Origin of the sequence: Sneathiella sp. P13V-1 (assembly GCF_015143595.1) — a bacterium.
In the GTDB taxonomy this organism is placed as follows: Bacteria; Pseudomonadota; Alphaproteobacteria; order Sneathiellales; family Sneathiellaceae; genus Sneathiella.
In genome coordinates, this window is sequence record NZ_WYEU01000002.1 from 383,271 (window position 1) to 409,355 (window position 26,085).

Annotated in this window: 27 protein-coding genes and 2 tRNA genes; 23 read left to right on the forward strand and 6 right to left on the reverse strand. The window is 47.9% G+C overall.

Annotated features, from left to right (window positions below):
* Positions 1-2 precede the first annotated feature (2 nt).
* The 4 genes from rpsI (at position 3) to GUA87_RS08865 (ending at position 2,507) form a co-directional block, all read left to right on the forward strand.
* Positions 3-518: a 30S ribosomal protein S9 gene (gene rpsI, locus GUA87_RS08850; RefSeq protein ID WP_193716198.1), complete on the forward strand. Its 516-nt coding sequence runs from the start codon at positions 3-5 to the stop codon at positions 516-518.
* A 102-nt stretch (positions 519-620) separates the two neighbouring features.
* Complete coding sequence (locus GUA87_RS08855; RefSeq protein ID WP_193716199.1) at positions 621-908, forward strand: antibiotic biosynthesis monooxygenase family protein; 288 nt, start codon at positions 621-623, stop codon at positions 906-908.
* 154 nt (positions 909-1,062) lie between these two features.
* Positions 1,063-1,728 (forward strand): substrate-binding periplasmic protein, encoded by a 666-nt coding sequence (locus GUA87_RS08860; protein ID WP_193716200.1) that lies wholly within the window; start codon positions 1,063-1,065, stop codon positions 1,726-1,728.
* Positions 1,729-1,811: 83 nt separating this feature from the next.
* The gene (locus GUA87_RS08865; RefSeq protein ID WP_193716201.1) at positions 1,812-2,507 is read left to right on the forward strand and encodes a nitroreductase family protein; all 696 of its coding nucleotides are present in this window, start codon (positions 1,812-1,814) and stop codon (positions 2,505-2,507) included.
* Here the strand turns inward: GUA87_RS08865 and GUA87_RS08870 are convergent.
* The gene (locus GUA87_RS08870) at positions 2,502-3,131 is read right to left on the reverse strand and encodes a chloramphenicol acetyltransferase (protein WP_193716202.1); all 630 of its coding nucleotides are present in this window, start codon (positions 3,129-3,131) and stop codon (positions 2,502-2,504) included. The two genes, GUA87_RS08865 and GUA87_RS08870, sit on opposite strands and share 6 nt — an antisense overlap.
* 1 nt (position 3,132) lies before the next feature.
* Entirely contained in the window at positions 3,133-3,792 is a 660-nt protein-coding gene (locus tag GUA87_RS08875; RefSeq protein ID WP_193716203.1) for a LysE family translocator, read from the reverse strand.
* Positions 3,793-3,870: 78 nt separating this feature from the next.
* Between GUA87_RS08875 and GUA87_RS08880 the strand changes: the two genes are divergently transcribed.
* The 4 genes from GUA87_RS08880 to GUA87_RS08895 are packed head-to-tail and all read left to right on the forward strand — an operon-like array spanning position 3,871 to position 6,389.
* Entirely contained in the window at positions 3,871-4,347 is a 477-nt protein-coding gene (locus GUA87_RS08880) for a GNAT family N-acetyltransferase (protein ID WP_193716204.1), read from the forward strand.
* 54 nt (positions 4,348-4,401) lie between these two features.
* Positions 4,402-4,734: a hypothetical protein gene (locus tag GUA87_RS08885; protein WP_193716205.1), complete on the forward strand. Its 333-nt coding sequence runs from the start codon at positions 4,402-4,404 to the stop codon at positions 4,732-4,734.
* 43 nt (positions 4,735-4,777) lie between these two features.
* A complete protein-coding gene (gene argC / locus GUA87_RS08890; RefSeq protein ID WP_193716206.1) occupies positions 4,778-5,839 on the forward strand; it encodes an N-acetyl-gamma-glutamyl-phosphate reductase in 1,062 nt (353 codons plus the stop codon).
* Positions 5,840-5,864: 25 nt separating this feature from the next.
* Positions 5,865-6,389 carry a gamma carbonic anhydrase family protein gene (locus tag GUA87_RS08895; RefSeq protein WP_193716207.1) on the forward strand — a complete coding sequence of 175 codons (525 nt, stop codon included), beginning with the start codon at positions 5,865-5,867 and terminating at the stop codon, positions 6,387-6,389.
* Positions 6,390-6,392: 3 nt separating this feature from the next.
* Here the strand turns inward: GUA87_RS08895 and GUA87_RS08900 are convergent, their stop codons facing one another.
* Positions 6,393-8,225, reverse strand: a complete 1,833-nt coding sequence (locus tag GUA87_RS08900; RefSeq protein WP_193716208.1) for a PHA/PHB synthase family protein — start codon at positions 8,223-8,225, stop codon at positions 6,393-6,395.
* 246 nt (positions 8,226-8,471) lie between these two features.
* Between GUA87_RS08900 and GUA87_RS08905 the strand changes: the two genes are divergently transcribed.
* The 9 genes from GUA87_RS08905 (at position 8,472) to GUA87_RS08945 (ending at position 17,889) form a co-directional block, all read left to right on the forward strand.
* Positions 8,472-9,620 (forward strand): OmpA family protein, encoded by a 1,149-nt coding sequence (locus GUA87_RS08905; protein ID WP_193716209.1) that lies wholly within the window; start codon positions 8,472-8,474, stop codon positions 9,618-9,620.
* Between the two features lie 112 nt (positions 9,621-9,732).
* Entirely contained in the window at positions 9,733-10,953 is a 1,221-nt protein-coding gene (locus GUA87_RS08910) for an LL-diaminopimelate aminotransferase (RefSeq protein WP_193716210.1), read from the forward strand.
* A complete protein-coding gene (locus GUA87_RS08915) occupies positions 10,950-12,230 on the forward strand; it encodes a homoserine dehydrogenase (protein WP_193716211.1) in 1,281 nt (426 codons plus the stop codon). The genes GUA87_RS08910 and GUA87_RS08915 overlap by 4 nt, the downstream gene beginning before the upstream one ends.
* Before the next feature lie 50 nt (positions 12,231-12,280).
* Positions 12,281-13,222: a class II fructose-bisphosphatase gene (gene glpX, locus GUA87_RS08920; protein WP_193717009.1), complete on the forward strand. Its 942-nt coding sequence runs from the start codon at positions 12,281-12,283 to the stop codon at positions 13,220-13,222.
* Between the two features lie 6 nt (positions 13,223-13,228).
* Positions 13,229-15,010 carry a single-stranded-DNA-specific exonuclease RecJ gene (recJ, locus tag GUA87_RS08925; RefSeq protein ID WP_193716212.1) on the forward strand — a complete coding sequence of 594 codons (1,782 nt, stop codon included), beginning with the start codon at positions 13,229-13,231 and terminating at the stop codon, positions 15,008-15,010.
* Between the two features lie 116 nt (positions 15,011-15,126).
* Positions 15,127-15,201, forward strand: a tRNA-Glu gene (locus GUA87_RS08930).
* Between the two features lie 69 nt (positions 15,202-15,270).
* Positions 15,271-15,345 (forward strand) — tRNA-Glu (locus tag GUA87_RS08935).
* Between the two features lie 311 nt (positions 15,346-15,656).
* Positions 15,657-17,555 carry a PAS domain S-box protein gene (locus GUA87_RS08940; RefSeq protein ID WP_193716213.1) on the forward strand — a complete coding sequence of 633 codons (1,899 nt, stop codon included), beginning with the start codon at positions 15,657-15,659 and terminating at the stop codon, positions 17,553-17,555.
* Between the two features lie 31 nt (positions 17,556-17,586).
* Positions 17,587-17,889 carry a hypothetical protein gene (locus GUA87_RS08945; RefSeq protein ID WP_193716214.1) on the forward strand — a complete coding sequence of 101 codons (303 nt, stop codon included), beginning with the start codon at positions 17,587-17,589 and terminating at the stop codon, positions 17,887-17,889.
* On the opposite strand, the gene GUA87_RS08950 is transcribed toward GUA87_RS08945, so the two are convergent.
* Positions 17,886-19,175, reverse strand: a complete 1,290-nt coding sequence (locus GUA87_RS08950) for a pentapeptide repeat-containing protein (RefSeq protein ID WP_193716215.1) — start codon at positions 19,173-19,175, stop codon at positions 17,886-17,888. The genes GUA87_RS08945 and GUA87_RS08950 overlap by 4 nt on opposite strands.
* 166 nt (positions 19,176-19,341) lie before the next feature.
* Here GUA87_RS08950 and GUA87_RS08955 point away from each other — a divergent pair, with 166 nt between their 5' ends.
* Positions 19,342-19,596, forward strand: a complete 255-nt coding sequence (locus GUA87_RS08955; protein ID WP_193716216.1) for a hypothetical protein — start codon at positions 19,342-19,344, stop codon at positions 19,594-19,596.
* A gap of 14 nt (positions 19,597-19,610) precedes the next feature.
* Here the strand turns inward: GUA87_RS08955 and GUA87_RS08960 are convergent, their stop codons facing one another.
* Positions 19,611-20,360, reverse strand: a complete 750-nt coding sequence (locus GUA87_RS08960) for a hypothetical protein (protein WP_193716217.1) — start codon at positions 20,358-20,360, stop codon at positions 19,611-19,613.
* A 100-nt stretch (positions 20,361-20,460) separates the two neighbouring features.
* Complete coding sequence (locus tag GUA87_RS08965) at positions 20,461-20,802, reverse strand: PilZ domain-containing protein (RefSeq protein WP_193716218.1); 342 nt, start codon at positions 20,800-20,802, stop codon at positions 20,461-20,463.
* Positions 20,803-21,052: 250 nt separating this feature from the next.
* On the opposite strand from GUA87_RS08965, the gene GUA87_RS08970 reads away from it, so the two are divergent.
* The 5 genes from GUA87_RS08970 to GUA87_RS08990 all read left to right on the forward strand — a co-directional run bounded on the left by GUA87_RS08970 (position 21,053) and on the right by GUA87_RS08990 (position 26,028).
* The gene (locus tag GUA87_RS08970) at positions 21,053-21,313 is read left to right on the forward strand and encodes a hypothetical protein (RefSeq protein ID WP_193716219.1); all 261 of its coding nucleotides are present in this window, start codon (positions 21,053-21,055) and stop codon (positions 21,311-21,313) included.
* Between the two features lie 120 nt (positions 21,314-21,433).
* Positions 21,434-22,291 (forward strand): DMT family transporter, encoded by an 858-nt coding sequence (locus GUA87_RS18210; protein ID WP_193716220.1) that lies wholly within the window; start codon positions 21,434-21,436, stop codon positions 22,289-22,291.
* Between the two features lie 88 nt (positions 22,292-22,379).
* Positions 22,380-23,459, forward strand: a complete 1,080-nt coding sequence (gene arsB / locus GUA87_RS08980) for an ACR3 family arsenite efflux transporter (RefSeq protein ID WP_193716221.1) — start codon at positions 22,380-22,382, stop codon at positions 23,457-23,459.
* Positions 23,460-23,510: 51 nt separating this feature from the next.
* Positions 23,511-24,677, forward strand: coding sequence for a winged helix-turn-helix domain-containing protein (locus tag GUA87_RS08985; protein ID WP_193716222.1), 1,167 nt, complete (start codon positions 23,511-23,513; stop codon positions 24,675-24,677).
* A 133-nt stretch (positions 24,678-24,810) separates the two neighbouring features.
* Positions 24,811-26,028 carry a hypothetical protein gene (locus GUA87_RS08990; protein WP_193716223.1) on the forward strand — a complete coding sequence of 406 codons (1,218 nt, stop codon included), beginning with the start codon at positions 24,811-24,813 and terminating at the stop codon, positions 26,026-26,028.
* Positions 26,029-26,085 lie beyond the last annotated feature (57 nt).

Consider the following 26,085-nt stretch of genomic DNA (forward strand, 5'->3'; position numbering starts at 1 on the left):
GAATGGCTGATGAAGCAAACACACTCGAAGATTTGAAGAATCTGACAAGCGGTGCGGCAGCCGAAGGCGCCGAAGTTATCGAAGCTGCTGAAGTTATCGATGCCCCTCTGGCAGAGCCAAAAATCGACGAACTGGGCCGCTCTTATGCGACTGGTAAGCGTAAAGATGCGATCGCACGCGTTTGGATCAAGCCAGGTTCTGGTAAGATCACAGTGAACGGTCGTGACCAGGAAGTATACTTCGCACGTCCAGTGTTGCGCATGGTTGTTGCACAGGCTTTTGAAATTGCCGACCGCGTTGATCAGTTCGACGTTGTTTGTACTGTTAAAGGTGGTGGCCTTTCTGGTCAGGCCGGTGCGGTACGTCACGGTATTTCCAAAGCACTGACATACTACGAACCAGCTCTGCGTCGTTCACTGAAAGCAGCTGGCTTCCTGACACGCGATAGCCGTGTTGTTGAACGTAAGAAATACGGCCGTGCGAAAGCCCGTCGTAGCTTCCAGTTCTCAAAACGTTAATCGAACGTTTTTCCGAATTCAGAAAGCCGCTTCTTTGGAAGCGGCTTTTTTTATGTCTCAAGTACTTGGAAATTTCAAAAACCATTGGGCAAAGGCTTAAAGATGATTATCAGAATTTTCAGAGTTCAAATTAAACCTGAGCTCAGGGAAGAGTTTGAAGGAAAGTTTAAAACTGCATCTGTTCAATCTATTGAGGGGCAGGTCGGATTTATTTCTGCTGAAATAGGATTCCCTACAGATCAGGCGCCAGATGAATATACGATGATTTCAAGGTGGAAAAGTAAGACGGATCTGATTGATTTCCTGGGAGAAAAGTGGGGCGAGGCGCATATTCCAAGTGAAATGCAAAAGTATTTGGTTGACTGCTGGGTACACCATTATGAGGCTTAAATGATCTGATAAATGTAGGTTTCTGGTTTGAGCAATGGTGTGGGGATCAACTCAATAAACGTCCATTGATATCGGTTTATTAGTAAATTGTTATGGTTATGCTATTATGGTAGCGTTTTTTATTCGCTAATACACTGATTGTATTGAGTAGTTTATGGGTAAATTAGTCAAATGGATCGCCCTGACACTTTTCTTTTTACTGCTTTCGCAGGAAAAGCAAATACAGGCGCAGGAGCTTTACATCATTTCCGGGCAAGCGACGGAAGAGTCACTTGTGATCAAACCCATTATTCGCGCTGCATATAAGGCGATTGGTGTATATCCAGTGTTCAAATATTACCGCGGAAGTCGAAGCCTGAATTTGGTGAACCGTGGGGCACATGACGCGGAACTTGGTCGGATTATGGGGATAAACCTGATCTACGAAAATCTCGTTCGTGTAGATGTGCCGATATTCAGTATCAGATTTGCCATGATCGTTAGAAAAGGTACTCCTAAGGTCCCTTTTGACAGGTCGAGTGTAGGCGATGTTAAACTCGCATACCCAAGAGGGATTGAGTATTTAAAACGCCGTCTGAAGGGCGAGAATAGCTGGGAAATTACTGACGATCATGAAATTTTGTTAATGCTTGAAGGCAAGCGCATTGATTTTGGTTTTATGCCACTTCTGACGGCTCGAAAACTGATAGACCGATTTCCTGGTTTGGAAATTCGTGATGGCCCCTTTGAACCCGCTGAGGTCTACCATTATATCCATAAAAAACATATACATCTGAAATCAAAGCTAGAACTCTCATTGAGAAAGCTTATGCCCGTATAAAAATGTTTCAGCTAACCTCTAATTCCTGCTAAAAAATGACAAACCCTGATATCCAATCAGGGAAAACGACAGGTGGGAAATCAATGGTAAAAGTATTCAATCCAGGGGAAGTGTATGATCCAATTAGTTATCCCGATCGCAGGGATTACTCTGATCAGGTAATGATTGAGAAATCATCCGAGTTTTGCACGAATATCCAAAAACGGCATTCTACACGAGAGTTTTCCGGCAAGCCGGTGCCCCGTGAAGTAATCGAAAACTGCCTAAAAGCTGCATCGACCGCACCCAGCGGTGCCAATCATCAACCATGGCATTTTTGCGTTATAGAAACAGCGGAATTAAAAGCAAAAATTCGTGAAGCAGCTGAAGAAGAAGAACGCGCCTTTTATGGTGGACGTGCAGCGGATGAATGGCTTTCGGCTTTATCAGGTCTTGGTACAGATACCGATAAGCCCTTCCTTGAAATTGCTCCTTATTTGATCATCGTTTTTGCAGAGCGCTACGGTGTCACCGAAGAAGGTGAGAATTACAAGAATTATTATGTGAATGAATCTGTGGGAATTGCGACTGGCTTTTTGATCAATGCGCTGCATGACTCAGGTCTTGCAACATTGACGCACACGCCAAATCCAATGAAGTTCTTGAACGAGATTTGTGGACGACCTGATAATGAAAAGCCGTTCCTCATTCTTGTGACGGGGCATCCTGCAGACGATGCGGTTATCCCTAGGAAATCCACATACAAAAAAGAGGCGAGTGAGTATAGCTCATTTCTATAGATCAGAAGCGGTTGCCAGATTCTCTTCAACTTTTTGAAAAAATTGGGAGATGTGGAAGCCATCTGCCAAAGCGTGGTGCATTTGGATATTGAGTGGCATGTTGTAACCCTGATCTGACTTTGTGATCTTTCCCCAGGCGATGCGCGGTATGCAATCGTCTGGGCCGGCAACTGGATGGGTCATGCCTGTAAAACTAAGCCAGGGGGCGCATGTTAGGTAGGTCCACTTGAAATGATCCGCTTCTTCTTTCAGCTTGGTTTGTTTTTTTGCCTCTTCGATTGAAGCAGCGCAATTGTTGTTAAACCTTTGCCAATCGTCGGAAAACTCAGTTTGGCAAAATGCAAAATTATTGTCAGCGATGGGGACTGTGTAGGAGGGGTGGGTCACATCCAGTTCGAAAACTCTGTCCCCATCAAACCGTAAACGAAGCTCCGGAACGTCGTTCACAGCTTTCATAATAGCATACAGAGTGTAGTTAAAGACAGAGACGCCCGTCGGCTTAATATGCTGCATCATTCCTGTCACATCAACCGGTGCTGTCACATTGAAATGAGGTTGTTGGCTTCTCCTGAATAACTCATATGCGGGTCGCCTAGACCAGCTATTGAGATTAATTTCCTTCATTTTAAATCTCACTAAGTGCGGACCACAGGTCTTTCCCGGGAATGTAAGCCCCCAATAACATGACCATGGAGCCTGCAAATTTCGGAAGCCAGTTCTGGCCACTTCCCGCGGCAGCAAACCGTGCGGAGGCTATTCCGGCGAAAAGACCAATACCGCCCATAATAACCAGAGCAACGGCCTGAAAAAGAAAACCAAAGATCACAAACTGATGGGTGGCGTACTCACTGTTGATATCGACAAACTGAGGAAGGAAGGCAAGGAAGAATAGTGCGACTTTCGGGTTCAGGATATTCATCATAATGGTTTGACGGTAGATGGCCCAAAGCGGAGAGGCTGGCGTGTCTGTAGTGAGAGAGACGGGGCCGGATTTATAGATCTGCCAGCCCACATACAGGATGTAGGCGGCTCCTGCATATTTGACAGTGGCGAACAAAATAGGAGAGCTCGCCAGTACGGCTGACAATCCCAGGGCCGCCAACAAGATGTGAACAAACAAGCCTGTTATAAGCCCTAATGCCGCAACCAGGCCCGCTTTCCAACCCTGAGCCAGCCCACGAATGGCGACATAAACATTGTCAGGTCCCGGCGCGATGGTGAGGAGCGAAGCAGATGTAATAAACAAAAAAATGGTTGAGACTTCAGGAAGCATAAAAATATCCATTTGTAGTTTTGCCAGAACGTTATCTTTCCTGTATGTCCAATGCAATAGGTCAAAATTCTGAATGTATGAGTAACGTAGATGACAATTGACTATCGACGCGGACGTGATGATGACGCAGAGGGATTAATCACCCTTATTGAAAAATGTTACGCAGGGTATGAGGGCTGCGTGTTGGATGTGGATAATGAAGAGCCACAGTTACGCCATATCAAGACCTACTTTGAAGGTCTGGGTGGAGAGTTCTGGGTTGCTGAAAAAGAGGGGAACGTTGTCGGCTGTATCGGATACAAACCGGTAGAGGGAGGCGTAGAGATCAAACATCTATACGTGGATGGTGATATTCGGCGTCAGGGGTTAGGGACAACCCTTTGTGATCTGGTTGAAGAAGCTGCCGTCAAACGGAAGTGTGAGAAAATTGTATTGTGGACGGACACGCGTTTTCATGAAGCCCACAGCCTTTATGAACGCCGTGGGTTTGTGGGCAAAACGGAAACGCGCGAATTGCACGATTTGAGCAAATCCGTTGAGTATTACTATGAGAAGACTTTGCCCTGAGCCGTAATTGGTGTATGAAGCCGCAGTTAAGTCGATAAATTTCCGGAAAATGTAATGGACTATCCTATTAAAAATATGGACGAAGTGAGTGCCGCCGATCTCAATATCACCTTGGATGGTGAAGGTCGTTTTGACATTCAAATCAAGGAATATGTCCACTCTCTGAGTGAAGAAGAACTGTTGGCTGAAATGAAGGATCAGCTGGATGTACGCGGATCCGTGCGAAACGCCCTTCTGCGTAAAGCTCAGAAAGAGATTTTGTCAGGTTTAAAACGCGGGCGACGACGAATGAACGAAGAAGCCCTCGAAGTGTTTGATCTTAATGTGTTGATCTGGTTTGCAGATAAAGCACTTAAGGGCGAGCACGCTGAATATCTTGCAAAATAAAACATGAAAGGCGGGCGCGATTAGCCGCTGCCCCGAATAGGAAATGGAAAAACAAAATAAAGTGATCAAAGCCGGCATTCTCGGCGCCAGTGGGTATACAGGGGCAGAAGCCATGCGGCTGTTGCTACGTCACCCAAATGTGGAACTCACATTATTGACGGCCGATCGGAAAGCCGGACAATCAGTAGAAGAAGTTTATCCGCATCTTGGCGGCTATGGCCTGCCTGATATGGTGTCAGTAGAAGATGCGGACTGGTCATCTGTAGACGTTGTATTCTGCGGGTTGCCTCATGGCACAACACAAGAAATTATCGCAACCCTTCCAAAAGAGGTGAAGGTGGTCGACCTTTCAGCTGATTTCCGTCTTCGGAACCCCGAGACTTATGCGGAATGGTATGGTCATGCTCATCAGGCGCTGGATTTGCAGAAAGAAGCAGTGTACGGCCTTACCGAATTTTATCGGGAAGATGTCAAAGAAGCACGGCTTGTGGCCTGTCCTGGCTGTTATCCAACAGCGACCCTGATTGCATTGCTGCCTTTGGTACGGGCTGGTCTTGTGGACCCGAAAGACTTGGTTATTGATGCAAAGTCAGGCATCACTGGCGCAGGTCGGGGCTTGAAGCAAAACACACTATTTAGTGAAGCCGGTGAGGGGCTAAGTCCTTACAGTGTGTCAAAGCACCGGCATGCTCCTGAAATCGAACAGGAAGTCGCGGCTTTTGCGGGACTGAAGGCTGATGATGTTCGGGTGAATTTTGTGCCGCATCTTATTCCTATGAGCCGGGGCGAACTGGTCACATGTCATGTGAAGTTGACCGATGGAAAAACAGTTCAGGATATTCGGGATGAGTATTCAGCACTGTTCAAGGATGAACCTTTTGTGCGTTTGCTGGATGGCTCCGCGATCCCGCAAACGCAAATGGTGCGGGGATCTAATCACTGCGTCGTAAATGTTTTTGAAGATCGTATTCCGGGTCGGGCTACGGTAATTGCTGCCATTGATAACCTTGTAAAAGGATCAAGCGGTCAGGCCATTCAAAACATGAACCTGATGTTCGGTTTTGGAGAAACACTAGGTTTGGAACAGGTTGCGCTCTTCCCATAATAAATAAAAAAAAGGATGCTGGAAAATGACCAAAAATATTATAAATTTCAAAGGCATAACGCCAGAAATTCATGAAACAGCGTTTGTCGCGCCCTCTGCGGATGTGATCGGCGATGTTGTCATTGGTGAAGGTTCCAGCATCTGGTTTAACTGTGTTGTGCGTGGGGATGTTAATACTATCCGCATCGGTAAACGCAGCAACATTCAAGACGGAACGGTTATCCATGTCTCCAACGGGACGCACCCCGCTAACGTCGGGGATGACGTTTTGGTTGGTCATAACTGTATTATTCACGGATGCACGTTGGAAAATGGCAGCTTTGTCGGTATGGGTACCACTGTACTGGATGGTGCCGTTGTTGAAAGTGGCGGCATGCTGGCGGCAGGCGCATTACTGACTCCGGGCAAAGTAGTCCCCTCAGGTCAGTTGTGGGGTGGCTCACCGGCAAAATACCTTCGCGATCTGACACCAGAGCAGCAGGAAAATCTCACAAGTGGCGCAGAGCATTACGCCGAACTTGCGAAAGTCTACAAAGATGAGTTGGAATAGGGGCTAGTCCTTCGCCCCTTGTTTTCCGGCTTTCGCCTTAGCCTTAACGTAAGACCCTGGCGCATCTTCAATTGGTTTTAGCTTACCTTTTTCCGGATCGCGGGCATCAACCTTCGGTCCGGATTTCTTTGAAAGCCATTTGTGCCAGTGCGGCCACCATGACCCCGGATGTTCTGTTGCGTCAGCAAGCCATTCATCAGCAGTCTCGTATTTTTTCTTGCTCGAATTTGTCCAGTGCTGATATTTCTTCGCGTCCGGGTGATTGATCACACCAGCAATATGTCCCGATCCCGCCAGCATAAATTCGGCCGGGCCGCTCATCAGTTTGGTGGCCTTGAACACGGAAGTATATGGTGCAATATGGTCTTCCTTGCTCGCTTGAACAAAAATCGGAACTTCAACTTTTGATAAGTCAATCGGTTGACCGCCCAATGTCAGACCGCCCGGCTTGCTCAGCAGGTTCTTCTGGTACATGTTCCGAAGATAGAAACTATGCATCTGTGGCGGCATATTTGTTGTGTCGCAGTTCCAGAATAACAGATCAAACGGGAACGGATCTTTGCCCAACAAGTAGTTGTTGATCACGAAAGACCAAATGAGGTCGTTGGAGCGCAACATGTTGAACGTAGTCGCCATATTCTTCCCTTCAAGGAAGCCGGCGGCTTTCATTTTTCGCTCAATCATCTGCACCTGCTCTTCATCGGTGAAGAGCAAGAGATCACCCGCATCATCGAAATCTGTCTGGGCAGCAAAGAAAGTGCTGGCGGCAATACGCTTTTCACCGATCGCCGCTAGATATGCGAGCGTTGCCGACATAAGCGTGCCGCCAATACAGTAACCGATTGTGGTGACTTCTTTTTCCCCAACGGTTTCTTCAATGGCGTCGAGCGCGGCGAGAATACCTTCGGACATGTAACTTTCGAAGGTTCGATCAATATGACGCTCATCCGGGTTTACCCATGAAATCACAAAAACCGTATAGCCTTTGTCGACGCACCATTTGATGAAGGAATTATCCTGACGCAGGTCAAGAATGTAAAATTTGTTGATCCAGGGCGGGGTGATCAGAAGTGGTTTTTTATACACCTTTTCCGTTGTCGGAGTGTACTGGATCAGTTGCATCATCTCGTTCTGGAAGACGACCTTACCCGGTGTGACCGCAACGTTTTTGCCAACTTCAAACGCGCCTTCAGGGACCATGCGTGGATTGAGCTGGCCCTGACCTGCTTGCATGTCTTCCAGCAGATTTTCAAGGCCTTTGATCAGGTTCTCACCTTTGCTTTCCAAGGTGGCCTTAAGGACATCCGGGTTGGACCAGAAGAAGTTGGTCGGTGACATGGCGTCCGTCATTTGCTTGGTGTAGAAATCCACTTTTTTGCGGCTTTCTTCATCCAATCCGTCAACTGACGCAACCACGTCATTCACCCAGTTGGATGTCAGCAGGTAACTTTGCTTGATATAGTCAAATATCTGATTTTGTGTCCATTCATCGGAGCGGAAGCGTTTGTCACCTTTTGCTGGTTCAACGACAGGTTCTGATTTCTGGCCAGACGCGGCGAGCGCCATATTCTGCCAGATATCCATATAGCCCTTCCAAAGCTCTGCTTGAGCCTCAATCAGTTTGGCAGGGTCCGACATCATTTTCTGGCTAAGCTCCATGAAAGCGCCGCCAATATTGAAGGGGTCGGGGTCGAAGTCGACCTGCTTGCTTTGTTGTTCGTAGAAATTATTCACCAATTCCATACTTTTCTCGGAAATCTTGGCGAAGTTTTCGGCAAATTCTGCGGAGCCTTCTGGAAGGGTATTTGGAAATTGGCTTTCTTTTCGTTCGGACATCTGCACCCCTGTCTGTTTTGTCTTGCCTTGTCCCATTCTCGAAACTTTATCAGATAGGGAAACCCACTTACATCTAAAAAATGTAATGTCACTTTAATTTCATAGAGTATGTGCCGAAAATATTGCGGAAATGTCTTTCATGTGGTTTAAGTTGTACTGCACACTTCAACTGAAAGAGATTGAAGCAGGCAAATACTGGTTTTGGGGATATAACCCGTATAACAGGGGCAGCAACAGGCGGCGAGAATGGTAACACAGGTTTTTCTTTCGGATATGGATTTGGATGGCATCAAAAAAGGGATATCGCGGGCGGCAATTATCGCTTCCTTGCTGGTCGTGTCCGGATGTTCCTCCACTCCTGATTGGGTAAACCCTCTGAACTGGTGGGGAGACGATGAGGAAGAAGCTGCGGTAGAGACTGCTGCAACCGGTGAATATCCAAAACTCGGATCCGTTCCAGACAAAGCTGGAACCACTGTGTCCATTCAGGATGCTGAAAATATCAAGGAAGGCCTGCAGGCGGATCGCACAAATGCGCAATATACCGACCAGCAGCTTCGTGCAGAGACGTCTGCCCAGCCACCAGCCCCAACTCCGGCTGTACCCGCTTCTGTAAAGCCTGTTCAGCAGGTTGGTCCAGCTGTTACCCCATCGCCATCAACCAACGTGAGTGCGAACCAACTTGGCGCGCCAGGTCAGCAGTTCCCTCAAACTCAAGTGCAGACCGGACAAAAATTGATGCCGAATGCAGCACCGGTAACATCTCCGCAGGAAGCCTATGCACGTCAAATCCCTGGAACGGGTACCGTGCTCATTTCCGGAACAAGTGCTCAGGATGTGATGCAGAAGCAGCTTATGGCTTCCTCTGCGACGACAACTACGTTGCCAGCAAATACTCAGTTCCAATCATTGCAACCTGTACCGCTTGGAAATTCTGCGGTGTCTGTCGCGCCGATTGTTCGAGATGTTTATAACCAGCCCACTCAATTGGGATATGGCGCTGCCATTGGCCAGCCGGGTTACGGTGCCGTGGGGCTGACAGGCAAACCAAATGCCGTTATTTACTTTGACGTTGGATCCTCCCGCGTGGGGGCTGGTGATATGAGTAAAATCGCAGCATTGGCCACACAGCAGAAACAAACGGGTGCCATGGTCAAAGTTGTCGGACATGCATCAAGCCGTACGCGTCAGCTTCCGGTAGATCGTCACAAGATGGTCAACTTACGCATGTCACAGGAACGTTCGAGTGCTGTGGTAAAAGCACTGATCAGCAAGGGTGTGAGCCCTCAGAAAATTACTGTGGAATCCGTGAGTGACAGCAACCCTGTCACACGGGAGTCCATGCCAAGCGAGGAAGCAAAAAACCGCAGGACGGAAATCTTCCTCGTCAATTGAACGGGTTTCCTTTAAACACAGTTCAAATTCACCAATTTGCGTCTGATTGTCCTAGCGACTTTCGGGCGCAAATCGTATAAACAAAATTCAAAATTAATAGTAGAGAAGGCCGATGAATTCCGATTTTCACCGCATTAAGCGATTGCCCCCATACGTTTTCGAAGAAGTGAACCGTATGAAAGCAGCCGCGCGAGCGGCCGGGGAGGACATCATTGACCTTGGGATGGGTAATCCTGATACGCCGACCCCACAGCATATCGTGGATAAAATGGTCGAAACGGTTAAGGATGGACGTACTCATCGCTATTCCACAAGCCGAGGTATTCCGGGCCTTCGCCGCGCGAACGCGGCATATTACAAGCGCCGCTTTGGTGTGGATATTGATCCTGAGACTGAAACAATTGCAACATTGGGCTCTAAAGAAGGTCTCGCAAACCTTGCCATGGCGATTACAACGCCGGGTGATGTGATCCTGTCTCCAAACCCTAGTTACCCGATCCACCCCTATGGGTTTATCATTGCTGGTGCGGTTGTTCGCCATTTTGAGGTTGGGCCGCATATTGATTTCTTCGAGAGTTTGGAGAAAGGGATGCATCACTGTTTCCCAACTCCTACATGCTTGATCCTTAACTTCCCGTCCAACCCAACGGCGATGACGGTGGATCTGGATTTCTACAAGCGGGTCGTGGATTTTGCGAAAGAGCACAAGATGTATATCTTGTCGGACCTTGCATATGCCGAAATCTATTTCGGCGATACACCACCGCCTTCAATTTTGCAGGTCGAAGGGGCGCGTGACGTTGCCGTTGAATTTACATCACTGTCCAAGACCTACTCCATGCCTGGTTGGCGTATGGGCTTCGCAACAGGCAATAAAGAACTGATTGGCGCGCTTACACGGATTAAATCTTATCTGGATTATGGTGCGTTTACACCTATTCAGGTGGCCGCAACTGCCGCCCTGAACGGGCCACAGGATTGTGTGCAGGAAGTTCGCGATATGTACCGGGTGCGCCGTGATGTTATGATTAGCAGCATGAAAGCAGCAGGGTGGGACATCCCCTCCCCAGAAGCTACCATGTTTGCCTGGGCCCCAATTCCAGAACCGTTTACTGAGCTTGGCAGTCTCGAGTTCTCGAAATTGCTCCTTCAAAAAGCGCAAGTTGCTGTTGCACCTGGTCTTGGCTTTGGTGAGCATGGCGATAAGTTTGTCCGTATTGCCATTGTTGAGAATGAACAGCGTATTCGCCAGGCCGCAAGAAATATCAAAAAATTCATGTCGGAAGCTGATGCGCATCTGGCAGCTTATAAAGCAGAGAAGTTGGGAAAATGAGATTAGGTATTGCCGGTATCGGTACCGTTGGTGTCGGTGTCATCAAGATTGTTGAAAAACACGGTGAATTGCTTGCAAATCGTTGTGGCGAACCGATCGAAGTGGTTGCGGTTTCGGGGCGGGATCGCACGAAAGATCGTGGGGTCAATCTGGATGGCATGACGTGGTATGATAATGCTGTAGATCTTGCCTCTGATCCTAATGTGGATATGGTTCTTGAACTTATTGGCGGTAGTGAAGGTGTTGCGCGCGAGCTGTGTACGAAAGCACTGGAAGCTGGAAAGCCTGTCGTAACTGCGAATAAGGCGCTGCTCGCGGTGCACGGAACAGAGCTAGCAACACTGGCTGAGCAGAACAACACTTCTTTGGCTTATGAAGCGGCTGTTGCGGGCGGCATCCCGATTGTGAAAGCCATCCGCGAAGGCCTGGCAGGAAACGTGTTCACACGCGTATATGGCATCTTGAACGGCACCTGTAACTACATCCTGACTGAGATGGAAGAAACTGGTGGCGATTTTGGAGATATTCTGGCGGATGCGCAGAAACTGGGATATGCCGAAGCAGATCCAAGCTTCGATGTGGATGGTGTCGATGCCGCACATAAGCTGGCGATCCTGACCAGCCTTGCCTTTGGTACACCAGTGGATTTTGACAGCGTTTATATTGAAGGTATCCGCGAAGTAACTGCACTGGATATCCAGTTTGCGCAGGAATTTGGCTATCGCATTCGTTTGCTGGGTGTTGCGCGCCAAACTGAAAAAGGAATTGAGCAGCGGGTTCATCCCTGCATGGTCAAACGTGAAACTGCCATTGCGAACGTCTCGGGTGTTTTCAATGCTGTTGTTGCAGAGGGTGACTTTGTTGACAGTACAGTATATGAGGGCCGGGGCGCGGGTGAGGGACCGACAGCTTCTGCGGTTATGGCTGATGTTATTGATATCACATCAGGTAGAACGTCACCGACTTTTGGTATTCCGGCAAACAAGCTGACAGACCTGCCCAAGGTGCCAGTTAAAGAACATGTTGGCTGCTACTATGTGCGCCTGACAGTTCTTGATCAGCCTGGTGTTATTGCTGATATTTCTGCGGCTTTCCGCGATGAGCAGGTGTCCATCGAAAGTCTGCTGCAACGTGGCCGGGATCCAGAGCAATCGGTTTCCGTCGTACTGACAACACACGAGGTTCAGGAAGAGGCGCTGGTACGCGCTCTCGGCCGGATCGAAAACTTTGATCACAACGTGGCGGCCCCACGCATGATCAGAATTGCAAAACTGTAAGGGCCGCACCGTCATTATTTGGATGAATGAGAGAATTTGAAATGACTACAATGGATCGCAAACTCACGCTCGAAATCGTGCGTGTCACAGAAGCCGCCGCTCGCGCTGCGTGTAATCTGGTTGGTCTGGGCGATGAAAAAGCTGCTGACCAAGCCGCTGTTGATGCAATGCGCACGGCTTTGAATGCGCTGGATATCGATGGTACGATCGTTATTGGTGAAGGTGAGCGCGATGAAGCGCCAATGCTCTACATCGGTGAGAAAGTCGGTAGCGGTGAAGGTCCAAAGATCGATATCGCTCTGGACCCACTTGAAGGCACAACACTGACAGCTAAAGGCGGTCCAAATGCATTGGCAGTTATTGCTTTTGCTGAATCCGGTAACTTCTTGCACGCTCCAGATACTTACATGGAGAAAATCGCAGTTGGCGGCGGCCTTCCTGAAGGTGTGATTGATCTTGATAAAGCGGCCGGTGATAATGTTCGTGCCGTCGCTGAAGCAAAAGGTGTTCCTGTGAATCAGATCACTGCATGTGTTCTGGACCGCCCGCGTCACTCAGAGATTATTTCTTCTATTCGTGAAACAGGTGCGCGCATCAAGCTGATCTCTGACGGGGACGTTGCCGGTGTGATGGCGACATCCAACCCGGACAGTGGTGTTGATATCTATATCGGTACTGGTGGTGCCCCTGAAGGTGTTCTGGCGGCGGCTGCGCTTCGTTGTATTGGTGGTCAGATGCAAGGTCGTTTGGTTTTCCGTAATGAAGATGAGAAAAAACGGGCAATCAAATGGGGTGTGGAAGATTTTGATAAAATCTACTCTCTGGAAGAACTGGCCTCCGGCAATGTTATTTTCGCCGCTACCGGTGTAACAGACGGGTCTATGCTACGCGGTGTTCGCCAGATTGGTGATCGCGTTCATACAGAAACAATTGTAATGCGTTCCAAGTCAGGAACAGTGCGTTACATCCGCGGCAACCACCGCGCAAAGTAATTGACCATGAGTGATTTGGAAAAGCCCGCATTCCTGGGGGTGGAGCAATCACTCAAAGGTAGAAAATGGCGCTTGCGGTCAGAAGATGACCGCAAGGCCCTCACCATTGCGCAGCGACTTGATGTTCCCGAAATAGTTGGGCGTGTTCTTGCTGGTCGTGATGTTCCGCTTGATGAGGCGGAGAGATATTTAAACCCCACCCTAAAAGACCTTCTTCCCAATCCTTCAACGTTTAAGGATATGGATGTAGCCGCGTCTCGTATTGCCCATGCCATTAGAAACGGCGAGAATATTGCTGTATTTGGTGATTATGATGTGGACGGAGCAACCTCAAGCGGGTTACTGAAGTGTTTCTTTGATCAAATCGGTGTGCCTTTGCGGATCTATATTCCTGATCGCATGAGCGAGGGGTATGGCCTTAATACACCTGCTTTGCAGACCTTAAAAGGTGAGGGGGCCGATCTCGTAATAACGGTTGATTGCGGGATTGTTTCTTTTGCTGAGGCTGATGCGGCAAAGGAGATAGGACTTGACCTGATCATCGTGGACCACCATCAGGCGGAAACACGCCTTCCGGAAGCCATCGCAGTTGTTAATCCGAAGCGACATGATGAAAATCAGGAGTTCACCTACCTGGCGGCTGTTGGGGTCGCCTTTATTCTGCTCGTTGCGATCAATAGAGAGCTTAGAGACAGTGGCTGGTATGGAGACCGCAAAGCACCAGACCTAATCGGATTGCTGGATCTCGTAGCGCTTGGGACTGTATGTGACGTGGTGCCTCTTGTGGGGTTAAACAGGGCATTTGTCGCGCAGGGTCTGAAAGTCATGGCGCAGCGGCGTAATCCGGGGCTTGTGGCTCTTGCGGATGTGGCAGGGCTTGATGAAGCTCCCGGCACATATCATCTGGGGTATATAATGGGGCCGCGGGTCAATGCAGGTGGCCGGGTTGGTAAGGCGGACTATGGTCCCAAACTCCTCTCTTCCCAAAACCGTGAGGAGTGTGCGGAGCTCGCTCGTGTTTTAGATGAATACAATCTTGAACGTAAAGCCATTGAAACGCAGGTGACGGAAGAAGCGCAGGCGATTGCAGAAAAGCAGTCAGACAGTGATGGTGTTCTTGTTGTTTCAGGGGAAGGGTGGCATCCAGGCGTTATCGGTATCGTCGCCAGCCGCCTGAAAGAAGCTTTCCAGAGGCCTGCTATTGTCATTGGTCTGGATAATGGCATTGGTAAAGGGTCGGGACGTTCTATCGCTGGCGTAGACTTGGGAGCCGCTATTGGCGCTGCACGTCATCTGGAAATTCTGGACGCCGGCGGGGGCCATGCCATGGCAGCAGGCTTGACCATAAAAGAAAACAAGATTGATGAGTTTCGGAATTTTCTGAATGACCGGCTTTCCTCTCATGTAGAGGAGGCCGTTAAAACAGCAAGTCTGGGCCTTGATGGTGTAGTAGGAGTTGAAGGGGCGTCTTTGGACCTCATTGAGAAACTTGAGCTTGCAGGGCCATATGGGGCAGGTAATCCAGAACCCAGATTTGTCTTAGGTCACGCCAAAATTGTTAAAGCCGATATTGTTGGGGAAAACCACGTCCGTGTCATTTTAACAGGTGCGGGGAACCGTGGGCGGATCAGCGGCATCTGTTTTAAAAGTCTGGAAACTGATTTGGGAGAAGCACTTTTAAATCATCGCGGTAGCTCGTTTCACGTTGCTGGATATTTAAGAAAAAACACATGGAGAGGGCAGTCTTCAGCACAGATCCTGATCGAGGATGCATACCGGCTTTCCTGATAAGTTTGGATTTCTGCGGGCTTGCCAAAACAGGGGCAAAAAAAATTAAAAAGTTGTACTTTTTTTCTTGCAAAGAGGCCGTAACAGCCTTAAAAGCCTCTCCAGCGACACAATGTGTCCCCTTCGTCTAGTGGTTAGGACGCCAGATTTTCATTCTGGAAACAGGGGTTCGACTCCCCTAGGGGATGCCACCTTTTTTAAGGTCGCATTCAGAAAGGCACTCAGCTGAGTGCTTTTTTTATTTCTGAAGGCTGTATTGTGTCCCCTTCGTCTAGTGGTTAGGACGCCAGATTTTCATTCTGGAAACAGGGGTTCGACTCCCCTAGGGGATGCCACCTTCCATTTCCAAGCGCAGACTAAATCTTTTCTCAACATGATTCTGCTGGGTAATTTTCTTTCAAAATCTTGAATATGAAAATATGAAATAAGTTCTATTCTTTTAGTAATAAAACTAGTTCGTTTGGTATAGAAGTATATGGCTTTCTATGCCTAAGATTTTGATATTTTTAAATTTTCTCAAAAAAAAACGAATAAAAATTAACCAATTTTTATGAATTGGAAGCCTTCAATGGTACAGTAAATCTTGTTCTTTGGGGGGGGGCAGTCACGGACGAGTACGATGTATTTCCGTGATGGAGAAAGAAAAGTGAGTGCACTGGAAAACACCATATCCGGCTCTGCCGGAGAATTTGATGACTTGATTTTCGACTGGTTGTGGAAAATCGACGCATCTGGCATGTTTACATACTCCAACGGAAAGCTCGAACGACAATTCGGTCAACCTTCTGCGACACAAACTCAGCAAACACTCACTGACATGATTTCGACTTTTACCGATGCCAGTAACCCTAAGAACCGGCAGCAGCTTATTCAGCTCGCTAAACTCATGCGAGAGCGTCAAGATGTCATGGAGTTGGCATTTTCGATCGCGCTGGAATACGGTCAGACTTTAAAGCTGATTTTATCGGCTAAGGTGCTCAGAAACGCATCCGGACGGTTTACTGGATATCGTGGCGCCGGGCGTATGGAGATTCAGGAGTTTATGCACACGGAAGGTTCCATGCAGAATAAAACTCTGTTAATGGCGATCGAGCATTCTCCCAATGGCGTACTTGTGACAGACCAAAATGGCGTAATCATCTACGCCAACCCGGGGTTTTCAAAAATCTCTGGTTACGAACAAAAGGAAGTATATGGAAAAACGCCTAAAATTTTGAACGCAGGTGTCAATAGTCCGGAATTCTATCAGAATTTCTGGGGAACTCTGAAAAAAGGACAAAGTTGGGTCGGTACCATACGCAATCGGCGTAAGAATGGTGAAATTTTCTGGTGTCGGGAAAGTGTTTCTCCAGTTGTACGAAAAGACGGAGTCATTTCAAATTTCATCGCCATTCAACAGGATGTAACCTCAGAAGTAGATGCGCAAAAAGCGCTTAAAGATAGTGAAGCACGTTTCAAAGGCTATGCAGAAGCAGCTTCTGACTGGTACTGGGAGATGGATGAGAATTTGCGTTTCACCTATGTGTCGGATGCAGCTTGCGAAAATGCAGGAATGAAGCGTGCCGATATGTTGGGGATGAGCCGTGAAGAGTTAGTGACAACCGATGAAGACCGGGAGCACTGGAGCGGGCATCTTGAAGATTTGCGCGCCCATCGACCGTTTCAGGATTTCAGTTATTCGTTTGTTCGCAAAGACGGAGTTGTGCGGCAGTGGCAGATTTCCGGTAAACCCTATTTCTCTGAAGAAGGGGAGTTCTTGGGGTATCGTGGTGTCGGCAAGGATGTAACTGAAGCGGCCATTTTGGAAGAACAACTGCGTCATTCACAAAAAATGGAAGTTGTGGGCCATCTGACTGGCGGCGTTGCTCACGATTTCAACAACTTGCTGGGTATCATCCATGGGAATGCTGAACTTCTTCGAGAAGCTCTTGAAGAAGAGAGTGTTGAGGGTGAAAAACTGGATCGCATCGATAATATTCTTTTTGCAGCTCAGCGCGGATCAGGAATTACCAGTCAACTTCTCAGTTTCTCTCGCAAGCAATCTTTGACGCCAAAAATATTGCATCTCGACAGTGAATTAGCAAGAATGCGGGACATCATACAAAGCAGTGTTGGCTCTGCAGTGAAAGTAGAATGTATTTCCGATAAGCATCTCTGGCCTGTATTTGTAGATGAGGATCAATTGTTTAATGCCATCCTCAACATGTCCATCAATGCCAAAGACGCGATGAGCGGGGCAGGAAACCTGCAAATCGCAGCCAGAAACGTCCATGTGCTGATGGGAGATCGACGTACGGATTTGAAGCGCGGTGAATATGTCGTGCTCAAAGTCAAAGATACCGGCTGCGGTATTCCCAGAAAATATATCAAAGACGTAATTGAGCCCTTCTTTTCCACGAAAGAGCGAGGTAAGGGAACCGGGCTTGGACTGTCAACTGTGTATGGCTTTGTAAAACGGTCAGGTGGCAGCATGTGGATCGACAGTAAAGAAGGTGAGGGAACAGAGGTTCAGCTTTACTTGCCACGTAAATTACTGGACACTTGATCTACTTTCAGCAATCAACAGGATTGTCACCATGGATATTCGTCTCTGTTTTGAAAATAAATCAGGCGTCAAAATCGATGAAGCGTCTGTCTTCCGTCATTATGCTGAAAACTATCTTGCGGGATTTCAAGTGGAATGGGGGGGATCCATTAGCATTCCTCATCGTGACACCCATACCAGTCAGATGGAACCCCTATGGCAGTATTATATTCGGGATGCAAGCCAGCCTTGCAGGGATTATTTGATCGAGTACCTGAACCGAAATCCGATGGCGGGGTATTTCGTTCATATCTACGAAGTCAGGCCGGGCTTAGATGATACAAAAATTCACTAATCTGCTGAAACGGGTACCTTGAAATCCGGATCGAAACGGGCATCTTCCAGTACCGCATTTTTAAGTTTGACCTCAGTAAGATCGGCCCCGATAAAATTGGCGTCGATAAGGTTCGCTTCAGTTAGATCAGTCCCCACAAGTTTCGCTCCTTTAAAGGTCGCAGCAGCAAGGTTCGCTGGCCATTTCTTACCCATTGGTTTCCCATCAGGGCCTTTCAGGTCGACTGCCGTAATCTGAGCACGGGAGAGATCGGCATTGGACAAGTTGGAACGCGTGAGGTTTACACCTTCCATTACGGCGTCCTGCAGGTTGATATTGGCGAGTTTACAGTGGGACATATCCGTCATGACAAGTAAGGCACCTTGAAGGTTAGCCCCACTGAGATTTGCTCCACGCATATTGGCACCGCTAAGCGGTTTTCCGGCAAAGTCCATGTTCGAAAGATCCATTTCATGCAGGTCTGCACGTATTCCTTCACGCCCATTGGTTTCCACCCAGACATAGTGTTTTTCCAGGATCGCCTTGAGGTTTGGCGAAATGACAGAAATAGTCTCTTTGGTTGATTTTGGAACAGCAGCTTTTTGAAGGTCATTGAGTTCAATCCCTTCAAGGTTTGCGCCAGCGAGGTTCGCCGCCTCAAGATTACACCCATCAATACTGGCACCTGACAGATTGGCGTCAGAAAGATCCGCCCCGGAAAGATCTGAACCACTCAGATCGCACCCTTCAAGGTTTGCACCAAGGAGTGCCGCATTTTCAAGTTTTGCTCCGGAAAGATCGGCGCCGTTCAGCTGCGAGTAAGCGAGGTTGGCGTTGGCTAAGTGGGCCCCAGACAGGTTTGCACCCGAAAGATTTGCTTTTTCAGCAACAACATCTTCCATCTCGGAATCACTAAGATCAGTTGACTGGAAGGTTACAGTCTCCCCGCCAGCAAGGATCATGGAACCGCCACGGAAATCCGCTTCTTGCAGGTTCGCGCCATTGAGTTTGGCACCTTTAAGTTCTGCGCCGCGAAGATCTGCGCGAATGAGTAACGCATTGGTAAGGTCGGCTTTTGTGAAATCCACGGCAAACAGATCGGTTGCCATTAGATTAGCCCCACGCAAAATAGCGCGGGATAAGCGGCTACCTGAAAGGACTGATTTTTGTAATTTGGCACCTTCAAGATTGGCACCAGACAAATCCATGTGCTTCAAAATGGCTTGTTCACCCTCTTTCGGGTTCTTTAGCCATTTCGCGTGCAGCTCCAGCTTTTTTATTAGTTCTTGCGGAGTTAGGGTTTTCATCCAGTAACCTTTTCCCAATACTTTGTGGATAAAATCCACCCTACATCTGTTAGGGCTTACCGCCTATCAAATTAGTTTTAATTACGTTTAAAATTTAATACGCGTGCAAGGTTAAAAGTTCGTTTCGATTAAACACTTGCAGAGAAAAAAATGGAGAAAATTTGGAATGCAATTGCATCAAAGCCAGATCGACGCTCTGGAGAAGTGGATTGAAGATCGTCGTAATGCATATTTGGTGAAAGGATTTTCTCTTGCAGCTAACTCCGGTGTTTCTGAACTGGCAGAATTTGCACTGGCGCCGGGCTTGAGCGAGGAAGATGCTAAAAAATCTTTGGCGGACTTAAAAGCCGAACTGGATTCCGCAGAAGATTTCTATCGTGATGCGCGGCAGTTTCTGTATGCGGGAAGACAAGGGGGATAAGGTCCCCCTTTGTTTTAAACTTGTTCTTTCGCGGCTTCTACCCGCAGGTATAGCGAGAACATATAGAGAAAGAAGAACAGGGCGAAATAATACTCTTGCGGTTCACTAAACCGAATATCAAAAGGAGAGGGAAAATTGACGCCCATCGCCTCACGTATACGTTCGACATTCTTAACAATGAGGCCCGTGACCGCGGTTGGCAAGCAGATCATGGTTGGCCAGGCCCAGTACCAGATGGATCGGAAATCTACAGTATTTGCCTTACCTCGATATTTTAAAAGCAGTGGGACAATAATTCCGCCTATGATCGTCCAGATTTCAACCAGTACCTTAGGCTTTTGGTCAAACCAATGGTTTGTATTGTGGATATTCGTCTCACCTCGTGGATGATTTTCAAATATTCCTTCGTTAGACCAGCCAAACCAATGCTGGCCCCAGCTCGCTTCTTCTCCCATAAAGTAGAACATGCCAAGGGTCTGGATAACAAGCCAGGCGGTAAGGAGAGGAAACTGCAAAATGCGAGCATTTCTAATGGTGACAACCCCAAGAATAACCGCTGGGATCAGGAAAAGAACCGTTGCATTTTCAACAATCCCAAGTTCCCCATAGACGTAATTGTCATAAAATTCGGGTGCGAGAAGGCGCATGGCCAGCGCAAAGATGATCATTACCGGCGGAAAGTAGAGCCAAAGCCAAACAGGTGGGGTCATCCCCAGTGTTGTAGACGATGTCGTGCCGTGAAAACTCTGCCCTGAAATGTCCATAAAAAACGCCCCCAAAATCTCGTTTATTAAGGATTTTGGAAGCGCATTATAAGCGTGGTAGCAAAAATGTCATGCAGATTTCACATTTCTGCAATGTTGATCAGCTTGCAGCTTTTTCCTCGGCTGAGCCACGAGATTTCGCGACAATGCCTTCAACCATTCTAATGAATTGCTGTTCTTTTTCTTCACTCAACATGAATTTCACAGCAACACCATCCTGCAGATTGCGAACCACTTTGGCAGGAATCATCCCCACATCGTCGATATTGACTGTGATCTGGCTGTTATCGTGCAGCTGAACATCCATCTGAATGCCTGCACCACCTGCAGAAATGTTCAGGATACGGCCTGAATATTCGTTGTCTCCACTTTGCACTTTGGTCGGGCTAGACACGAGGATACGCTTGTGCTGGCGACGATTAGTAGTAGACGTAGTTTCCATTTATTCCCCCAACAGGGCTGTTTATTCTAAAAGCCCGAATTGACAATCCACACCGTACTCTTTGGGCAGGATAGTCGCCGGAAATAGTTAAGAACCTGTTGTCACGAGGTAGAAAATATAAATTTTTCTGAAAAAACTTCTGAATTTGACTTATGCGTCAAAGTTAACAAATTCTTTAGAAAAGAGAGATAACTTTTCTAATATGTGGTATATTGTGTCTGCAAATAGCAGATCTTGAAAGGTCAAGAACATGCGTCAGGTTGAACTGCACTCTCTGGTTTCTGATTTTAAAGCTGATGTTTCCAAATCAACGAAAGCCAGCCGCAAGAATGTTGCGGACCGCGCCAATATTGCCAATCTCGCCGCGTTAGACATGCTGGCAGAAACCGTTGCCGAGAAAAACACCGATAGCCTGTCCAAGAAAGCCCGTGATCTTCACGGTATTTCTCGTGAGCTTCACGAAATTACTGGCATCGTCGAAAACTTGGGTCGTCGCTCCCGCAAAAACTGAACTCAGATCTTTTCTTAACGCCTTTTGGCTGATAGCATCCCTCATTCTTAAATGCGGGCTGCACATGTCTGTGCTGCCTTTTTCCAAACTCTGATCCATCCCAAGATTTAAGGGGGACACGTGGATAACTTAAAAGGCAGCCTTTATATGGTGCTGGCCATGGCGGCGTTTGCCCTTGAAGACATGCTTTTCAAGGCGGCGACCGAGCATGCCTCTATTGCGTATTCCGTGATCCTGTTTGGTCTTGGCGGCCTTGTGATCTTCTTAGGCCTTACGTGGCGGGCAGGGGAGGTTATCTTCCATCCAGGCCTTAAATCCCGTGCACTGATCGTCAGAACCATTTTTGAATTGGGCGGTAGGCTCTTCTTCGCTCTTGCGCTCGCCTTGACGCCTCTATCCACCGCTTCCGCCATTTTGCAGGCCACACCATTGGTCGTGGCACTTGGTGCTGTGATCTTCTTTGCCGAACGCGTTGGTTGGCGGCGTTGGCTTGCCATTGGGATCGGATTTGTTGGGGTTCTTTTGATTTTGCGTCCCGGCCTTGATGGGTTTGAGGCAACCTCCATCTTTGCAGTTCTCGCAACCATCGGCTTTGCCGGGCGTGATCTTGCCACGCGCGCCAGCCCACCCAGCATGTCATCACGTCAGCTTGGGGTATATGGTTTTGCCAATATCGTTTTTGCGGGACTGATTATCCTTTATTTCAACCCAGAAGGTACTTTCCCGGAAGGGAACAGCCTGCTGTATTTGTTGGGGGCATCCACAATCGGTGTGCTGGCCTATCTGGCGCTCACACTTTCCATGCGGATCGGCGAAATATCCGTGGTGGCGTCCTATCGTTACACTCGTCTTGTCTTTGCCATGCTGCTTGGCATTCTGGTGTTTCAGGAAACGCCGGATGCACTGACCCTCGTCGGTAGTGCGGTTATTGTCCTAAGTGGTCTTTATACCGCCATCCGCAATCGCAAAGCAGGCTAACTGACACGCAATTTTAACATTGCCCTTGTTGCTCAAATGCGGGTTATGATTACAGTGCTGTAATTTTATCCTGCAAGAGTGACCGGGCATGACCGAAACAACAAATCCAACAAATGAGCCGACACCCTCTGCCATAGGCTTTTTTGAAAAGTGGCTCTCCCTTTGGGTGGCGCTTTGTATTGTCGCGGGGCTCACTCTTGGTAATTTCCTGCCCCAATTGTTTCAGCTTTTGGCATCCTGGGAATATGCGTCGGTTAATCTGGTCGTGGCGGTGCTGATCTGGGGGATGATTTACCCCATGATGATCAACGTGGATTTTGGAAGCCTCGCCAAAATCGGCGAGCGCCCGAAAGGCCTTGTGATCACCATCGTGGTGAACTGGCTGATCAAGCCTTTCTCTATGGTCTTGTTTGGCACGCTTTTCTTCGAAATTCTGTTTGTGGATCTGATTTCCCCTGAAAATGCGCAGGAATATATCGCTGGGCTTATTCTGCTGGGTGCGGCGCCTTGTACGGCCATGGTTTTCGTCTGGTCACAGTTGACTAAGGGGGATCCCAACTACACGCTGGTGCAGGTGTCGGTGAATGACATCATCATGATTTTCGCCTTCGCCCCCATCGTGGCGTTCCTGTTAGGTGTCACGGACATCGCCGTCCCGTGGGAAACATTGATCCTCTCCGTCGTATTGTATGTAGTGACACCGCTGGTGGCGGGTTTTATCACGCGCCGAGTGATCATGAACGGACAAAGCAAAGAAGTGGGGGAGGCGCGTGTTCACGACTTCACTGCCAAGCTGAAAAGCGGCTCCGTACTTTCTTTGTTATTAACAGTGGTTCTCCTGTTTGGGTTTCAAGGGCATGTGATCTTGGAAAAACCCACCGTTATCCTTCTGATCGCGGCACCACTTCTTGCTCAATCATACAGCATCTTTGCCCTTGCATACGCTACGGCATGGGCATGGAAAGTCCCCCATAAAGTCGCCGCTCCCTGCGCAATGATCGGCACCTCCAACTTCTTCGAACTCGCCGTCGCCGTCGCCATCAGCCTCTTCGGCCTCAACTCCGGCGCCGCCCTCACCACCGTTGTTGGTGTGCTGGTTGAGGTGCCTGTGATGCTGTCACTAGTAGCCTTTGCGAATAGAACGCGGGGGTGGTTTCGGGCAAAATGATCAATAATATTCTATCAAGACCGCCCACCTCCTGCATGAACTGAGAATTTTGTGAAACCGATATCTATTTCAAATAAAGAAGCACGTCAGCTTTGGCTGTCCTCTCAAGGGTTGGGGGAGGCGCCAACTGGTCCGTTGGATGTGCTGGGGATCATAAAGAAACTAGGCTTTGTGCAGCTTGATACCATACAGGTCGTGTCGCGTGCGCATCATCATATTCTGTGGAGCCGCAATCAAAACTACCGCGAACCCATGCTGGATCAGTTGCTTGGGCAAGACCGTTCGATTTTCGAGCATTTCACCCATGATGCCTCCGTTATTCCCATGGACTACCTTCCCATGTGGCAACGCCAGTTCCGCCGTAAGAAGGAGCAGATGGATCGTCCGGGATGGTTTAAAAATCCACCTGATAAGTCTATTCGCAACGCCGTGTTGGAGCGCATTCGCGATGAGGGACCCTTGTCGACCCACGCCTTTGATACCAAAGTTGTCGGAGAGAAGAAGATGTGGTCCCGCCCACCGCATAAACTTGCGCTGGATTACATGTGGTACAGCGGCGAACTGGCGACAAGTCACAGAGTGAATTTCACCAAATTCTATGATCTGGCTGAACGTGTCTTTCCTGAAGACTTGCACCGTACCCAAATGAGCGATGAAGAGCAGATTGATTGGTTATGTCGCGCCGCCTTGGATCGAATGGGGTTTGGGACCGCCGGTGACATTCAAAGATATTGGGATGCGCTTAGCGCCAAGGAAGTGCGCGACTGGATCGCGCGCTCAAACGCAACCCTTCAAACTGTTGACATCGAAACGGCGAAAAAAGACCGGGTCGTTGCATTTGCGCCTTCGGACATCGAAGAAAGACTAGAGGGTTTAAAACCTGCCACGAGCCGGCTTCGTATTCTCAATCCGTTTGATCCCGTTATTCGCGATCGGGATCGCCTCTCCCGTTTGTTTGGGTTTGAATATCGGGTGGAAATGTTCGTACCCGCGGATAAACGCATTTGGGGATACTATGTCTACCCAATCCTGGAAGGTCACCGGTTTGTTGGGCGCATCGAAGTAAAGGCGGACCGCAAAAAATCCGTTCTAAACGTGATCAATTTCTGGCCCGAAAAAGGCTGCCAATGGCCCACCAGCCGCCGCCAGAAACTGACATCAGAGTTGGACCGTATGAAGAAACTCGTCGGAGTAGATGACGTTGTCTGGGCTGTGTGAGCACGTGATGCAAAGTTAAGTAAATCGCCTGATTTTCTAAGGCGTCATCTGCTTTCGGTGTTGCTCTGAAAAGTTGAATGGAATACGATCTAAGTCACGCTTGGTGCTGCCGTTGGATGGTAGGAAGTTGATTGTGGGGGAAGGTGACGTGAGGCAGAAATTGAAGTCCTTTTTTTCTTCCTATGTGGGGCTTCTCACCATTTTTATATGTCTGCTTTTAGCTGTAGTTTATGGCCTGGGGCTGCTGTTCATTGGGGAGAAGCCATTTCAGCAGATCGCAGTTCGGCTTTTGCCTGCAGTTTTTACAGATAGCTATCATGAAAGCACAATTTTTCCGGTGAGCGAAGGAAGTCCGTATCAAATTCATGTTAAATTCCAATACAAAGGGCGAGACTATAACGAAACAAGAGTTATTCGATGTTACGAAGAATACTCTGATCAGCAATTTGTGAGTCGCACGAATTGGACCTCCCATTTGGATGCTGTCGTTGTGAAATTACATGACGGTGCAGGTTTGTTTGTCTTTCCATCTGCATGTCATCCGAGGCGTGGATTGGCACCGCCGAGAGTTGAAGCCGATAGGTTCGGGCTCTTTTTCGCAGACAATCTCGAAAATCCAACTTATCTGATCCAATATCCGTCCCCAGAAATTTATGGAATAGTTGTTAGTGTTTCCTCAACTGTCAGCGATGCACCCTTATTTGATGTCCAAGTGAATTATGATACTGGTTTTGATGAAACCTATAAGTACTCATCAAAGGAAAACCAACAATTCCTCAAACAAGTGAGGTGGGTTTGGAATTCCAAATTTAGTATGTCTGGTGATGGCAGTATGCGTAGAGCTGAAGATTACTCGGCTTTAATGTCTAAAGCTTCGGCACATCTATATTTTAGAAGTCAGTTTGAGAAGAGTAGCGAGATAGTTGATTTCCTATCTGAGGTGAATGAGAGCGTAGTTATCCCGCCAGAACTTATAAAAAGAGCTAAAAAAAAGGGTGATTTAAAATCAAATCCAAATCAACAAGAGGTTGAAAATTTTCTAGCTAGGCACGGTCATTCTTCTCAAAAACTAAACCTTATGAGAAAAGATGTTGTTGTTCCTCTTACAATGGGAAGTGAAAACCAATGGACTTTAGATCTAAATAGGATTGGAACAAATATTTATTACATTAGAAAAATAGCCAGAGATAAAGACATTCACCAAGTGTTAGCTGGCGATAATATTGTTCTAAGTAACAAAATAAAACTCACATTTAATCACGATACGTACGGCGCCACTTATGTGTATATGCCAGAATTTGATGCTTTGATTTCTGTACGAAAACCTCACCACGATGGACGACGAAAATAAAAAAGACCGTGAAAAGGAATATCCGTTAAGCTAAATGCCAACTTTATCTAAAGCGTA

Coding starts and splice junctions, on each gene's coding strand:
- rpsI (WP_193716198.1), top strand. CDS start 3: ATGGCTGATGAAGCAAACACACTCGAAGATTTGAAGAATCTGACAAGC.
- GUA87_RS08855 (WP_193716199.1), top strand. CDS start 621: ATGATTATCAGAATTTTCAGAGTTCAAATTAAACCTGAGCTCAGGGAA.
- GUA87_RS08860 (WP_193716200.1), top strand. CDS start 1,063: ATGGGTAAATTAGTCAAATGGATCGCCCTGACACTTTTCTTTTTACTG.
- GUA87_RS08865 (WP_193716201.1), top strand. CDS start 1,812: ATGGTAAAAGTATTCAATCCAGGGGAAGTGTATGATCCAATTAGTTAT.
- GUA87_RS08870 (WP_193716202.1), bottom strand. CDS start 3,131: ATGAAGGAAATTAATCTCAATAGCTGGTCTAGGCGACCCGCATATGAG.
- GUA87_RS08875 (WP_193716203.1), bottom strand. CDS start 3,792: ATGGATATTTTTATGCTTCCTGAAGTCTCAACCATTTTTTTGTTTATT.
- GUA87_RS08880 (WP_193716204.1), top strand. CDS start 3,871: ATGACAATTGACTATCGACGCGGACGTGATGATGACGCAGAGGGATTA.
- GUA87_RS08885 (WP_193716205.1), top strand. CDS start 4,402: ATGGACTATCCTATTAAAAATATGGACGAAGTGAGTGCCGCCGATCTC.
- argC (WP_193716206.1), top strand. CDS start 4,778: ATGGAAAAACAAAATAAAGTGATCAAAGCCGGCATTCTCGGCGCCAGT.
- GUA87_RS08895 (WP_193716207.1), top strand. CDS start 5,865: ATGACCAAAAATATTATAAATTTCAAAGGCATAACGCCAGAAATTCAT.
- GUA87_RS08900 (WP_193716208.1), bottom strand. CDS start 8,225: ATGTCCGAACGAAAAGAAAGCCAATTTCCAAATACCCTTCCAGAAGGC.
- GUA87_RS08905 (WP_193716209.1), top strand. CDS start 8,472: ATGGTAACACAGGTTTTTCTTTCGGATATGGATTTGGATGGCATCAAA.
- GUA87_RS08910 (WP_193716210.1), top strand. CDS start 9,733: ATGAATTCCGATTTTCACCGCATTAAGCGATTGCCCCCATACGTTTTC.
- GUA87_RS08915 (WP_193716211.1), top strand. CDS start 10,950: ATGAGATTAGGTATTGCCGGTATCGGTACCGTTGGTGTCGGTGTCATC.
- glpX (WP_193717009.1), top strand. CDS start 12,281: ATGGATCGCAAACTCACGCTCGAAATCGTGCGTGTCACAGAAGCCGCC.
- recJ (WP_193716212.1), top strand. CDS start 13,229: ATGAGTGATTTGGAAAAGCCCGCATTCCTGGGGGTGGAGCAATCACTC.
- GUA87_RS08945 (WP_193716214.1), top strand. CDS start 17,587: ATGGATATTCGTCTCTGTTTTGAAAATAAATCAGGCGTCAAAATCGAT.
- GUA87_RS08950 (WP_193716215.1), bottom strand. CDS start 19,175: ATGAAAACCCTAACTCCGCAAGAACTAATAAAAAAGCTGGAGCTGCAC.
- GUA87_RS08955 (WP_193716216.1), top strand. CDS start 19,342: ATGCAATTGCATCAAAGCCAGATCGACGCTCTGGAGAAGTGGATTGAA.
- GUA87_RS08960 (WP_193716217.1), bottom strand. CDS start 20,360: ATGGACATTTCAGGGCAGAGTTTTCACGGCACGACATCGTCTACAACA.
- GUA87_RS08965 (WP_193716218.1), bottom strand. CDS start 20,802: ATGGAAACTACGTCTACTACTAATCGTCGCCAGCACAAGCGTATCCTC.
- GUA87_RS08970 (WP_193716219.1), top strand. CDS start 21,053: ATGCGTCAGGTTGAACTGCACTCTCTGGTTTCTGATTTTAAAGCTGAT.
- arsB (WP_193716221.1), top strand. CDS start 22,380: ATGACCGAAACAACAAATCCAACAAATGAGCCGACACCCTCTGCCATA.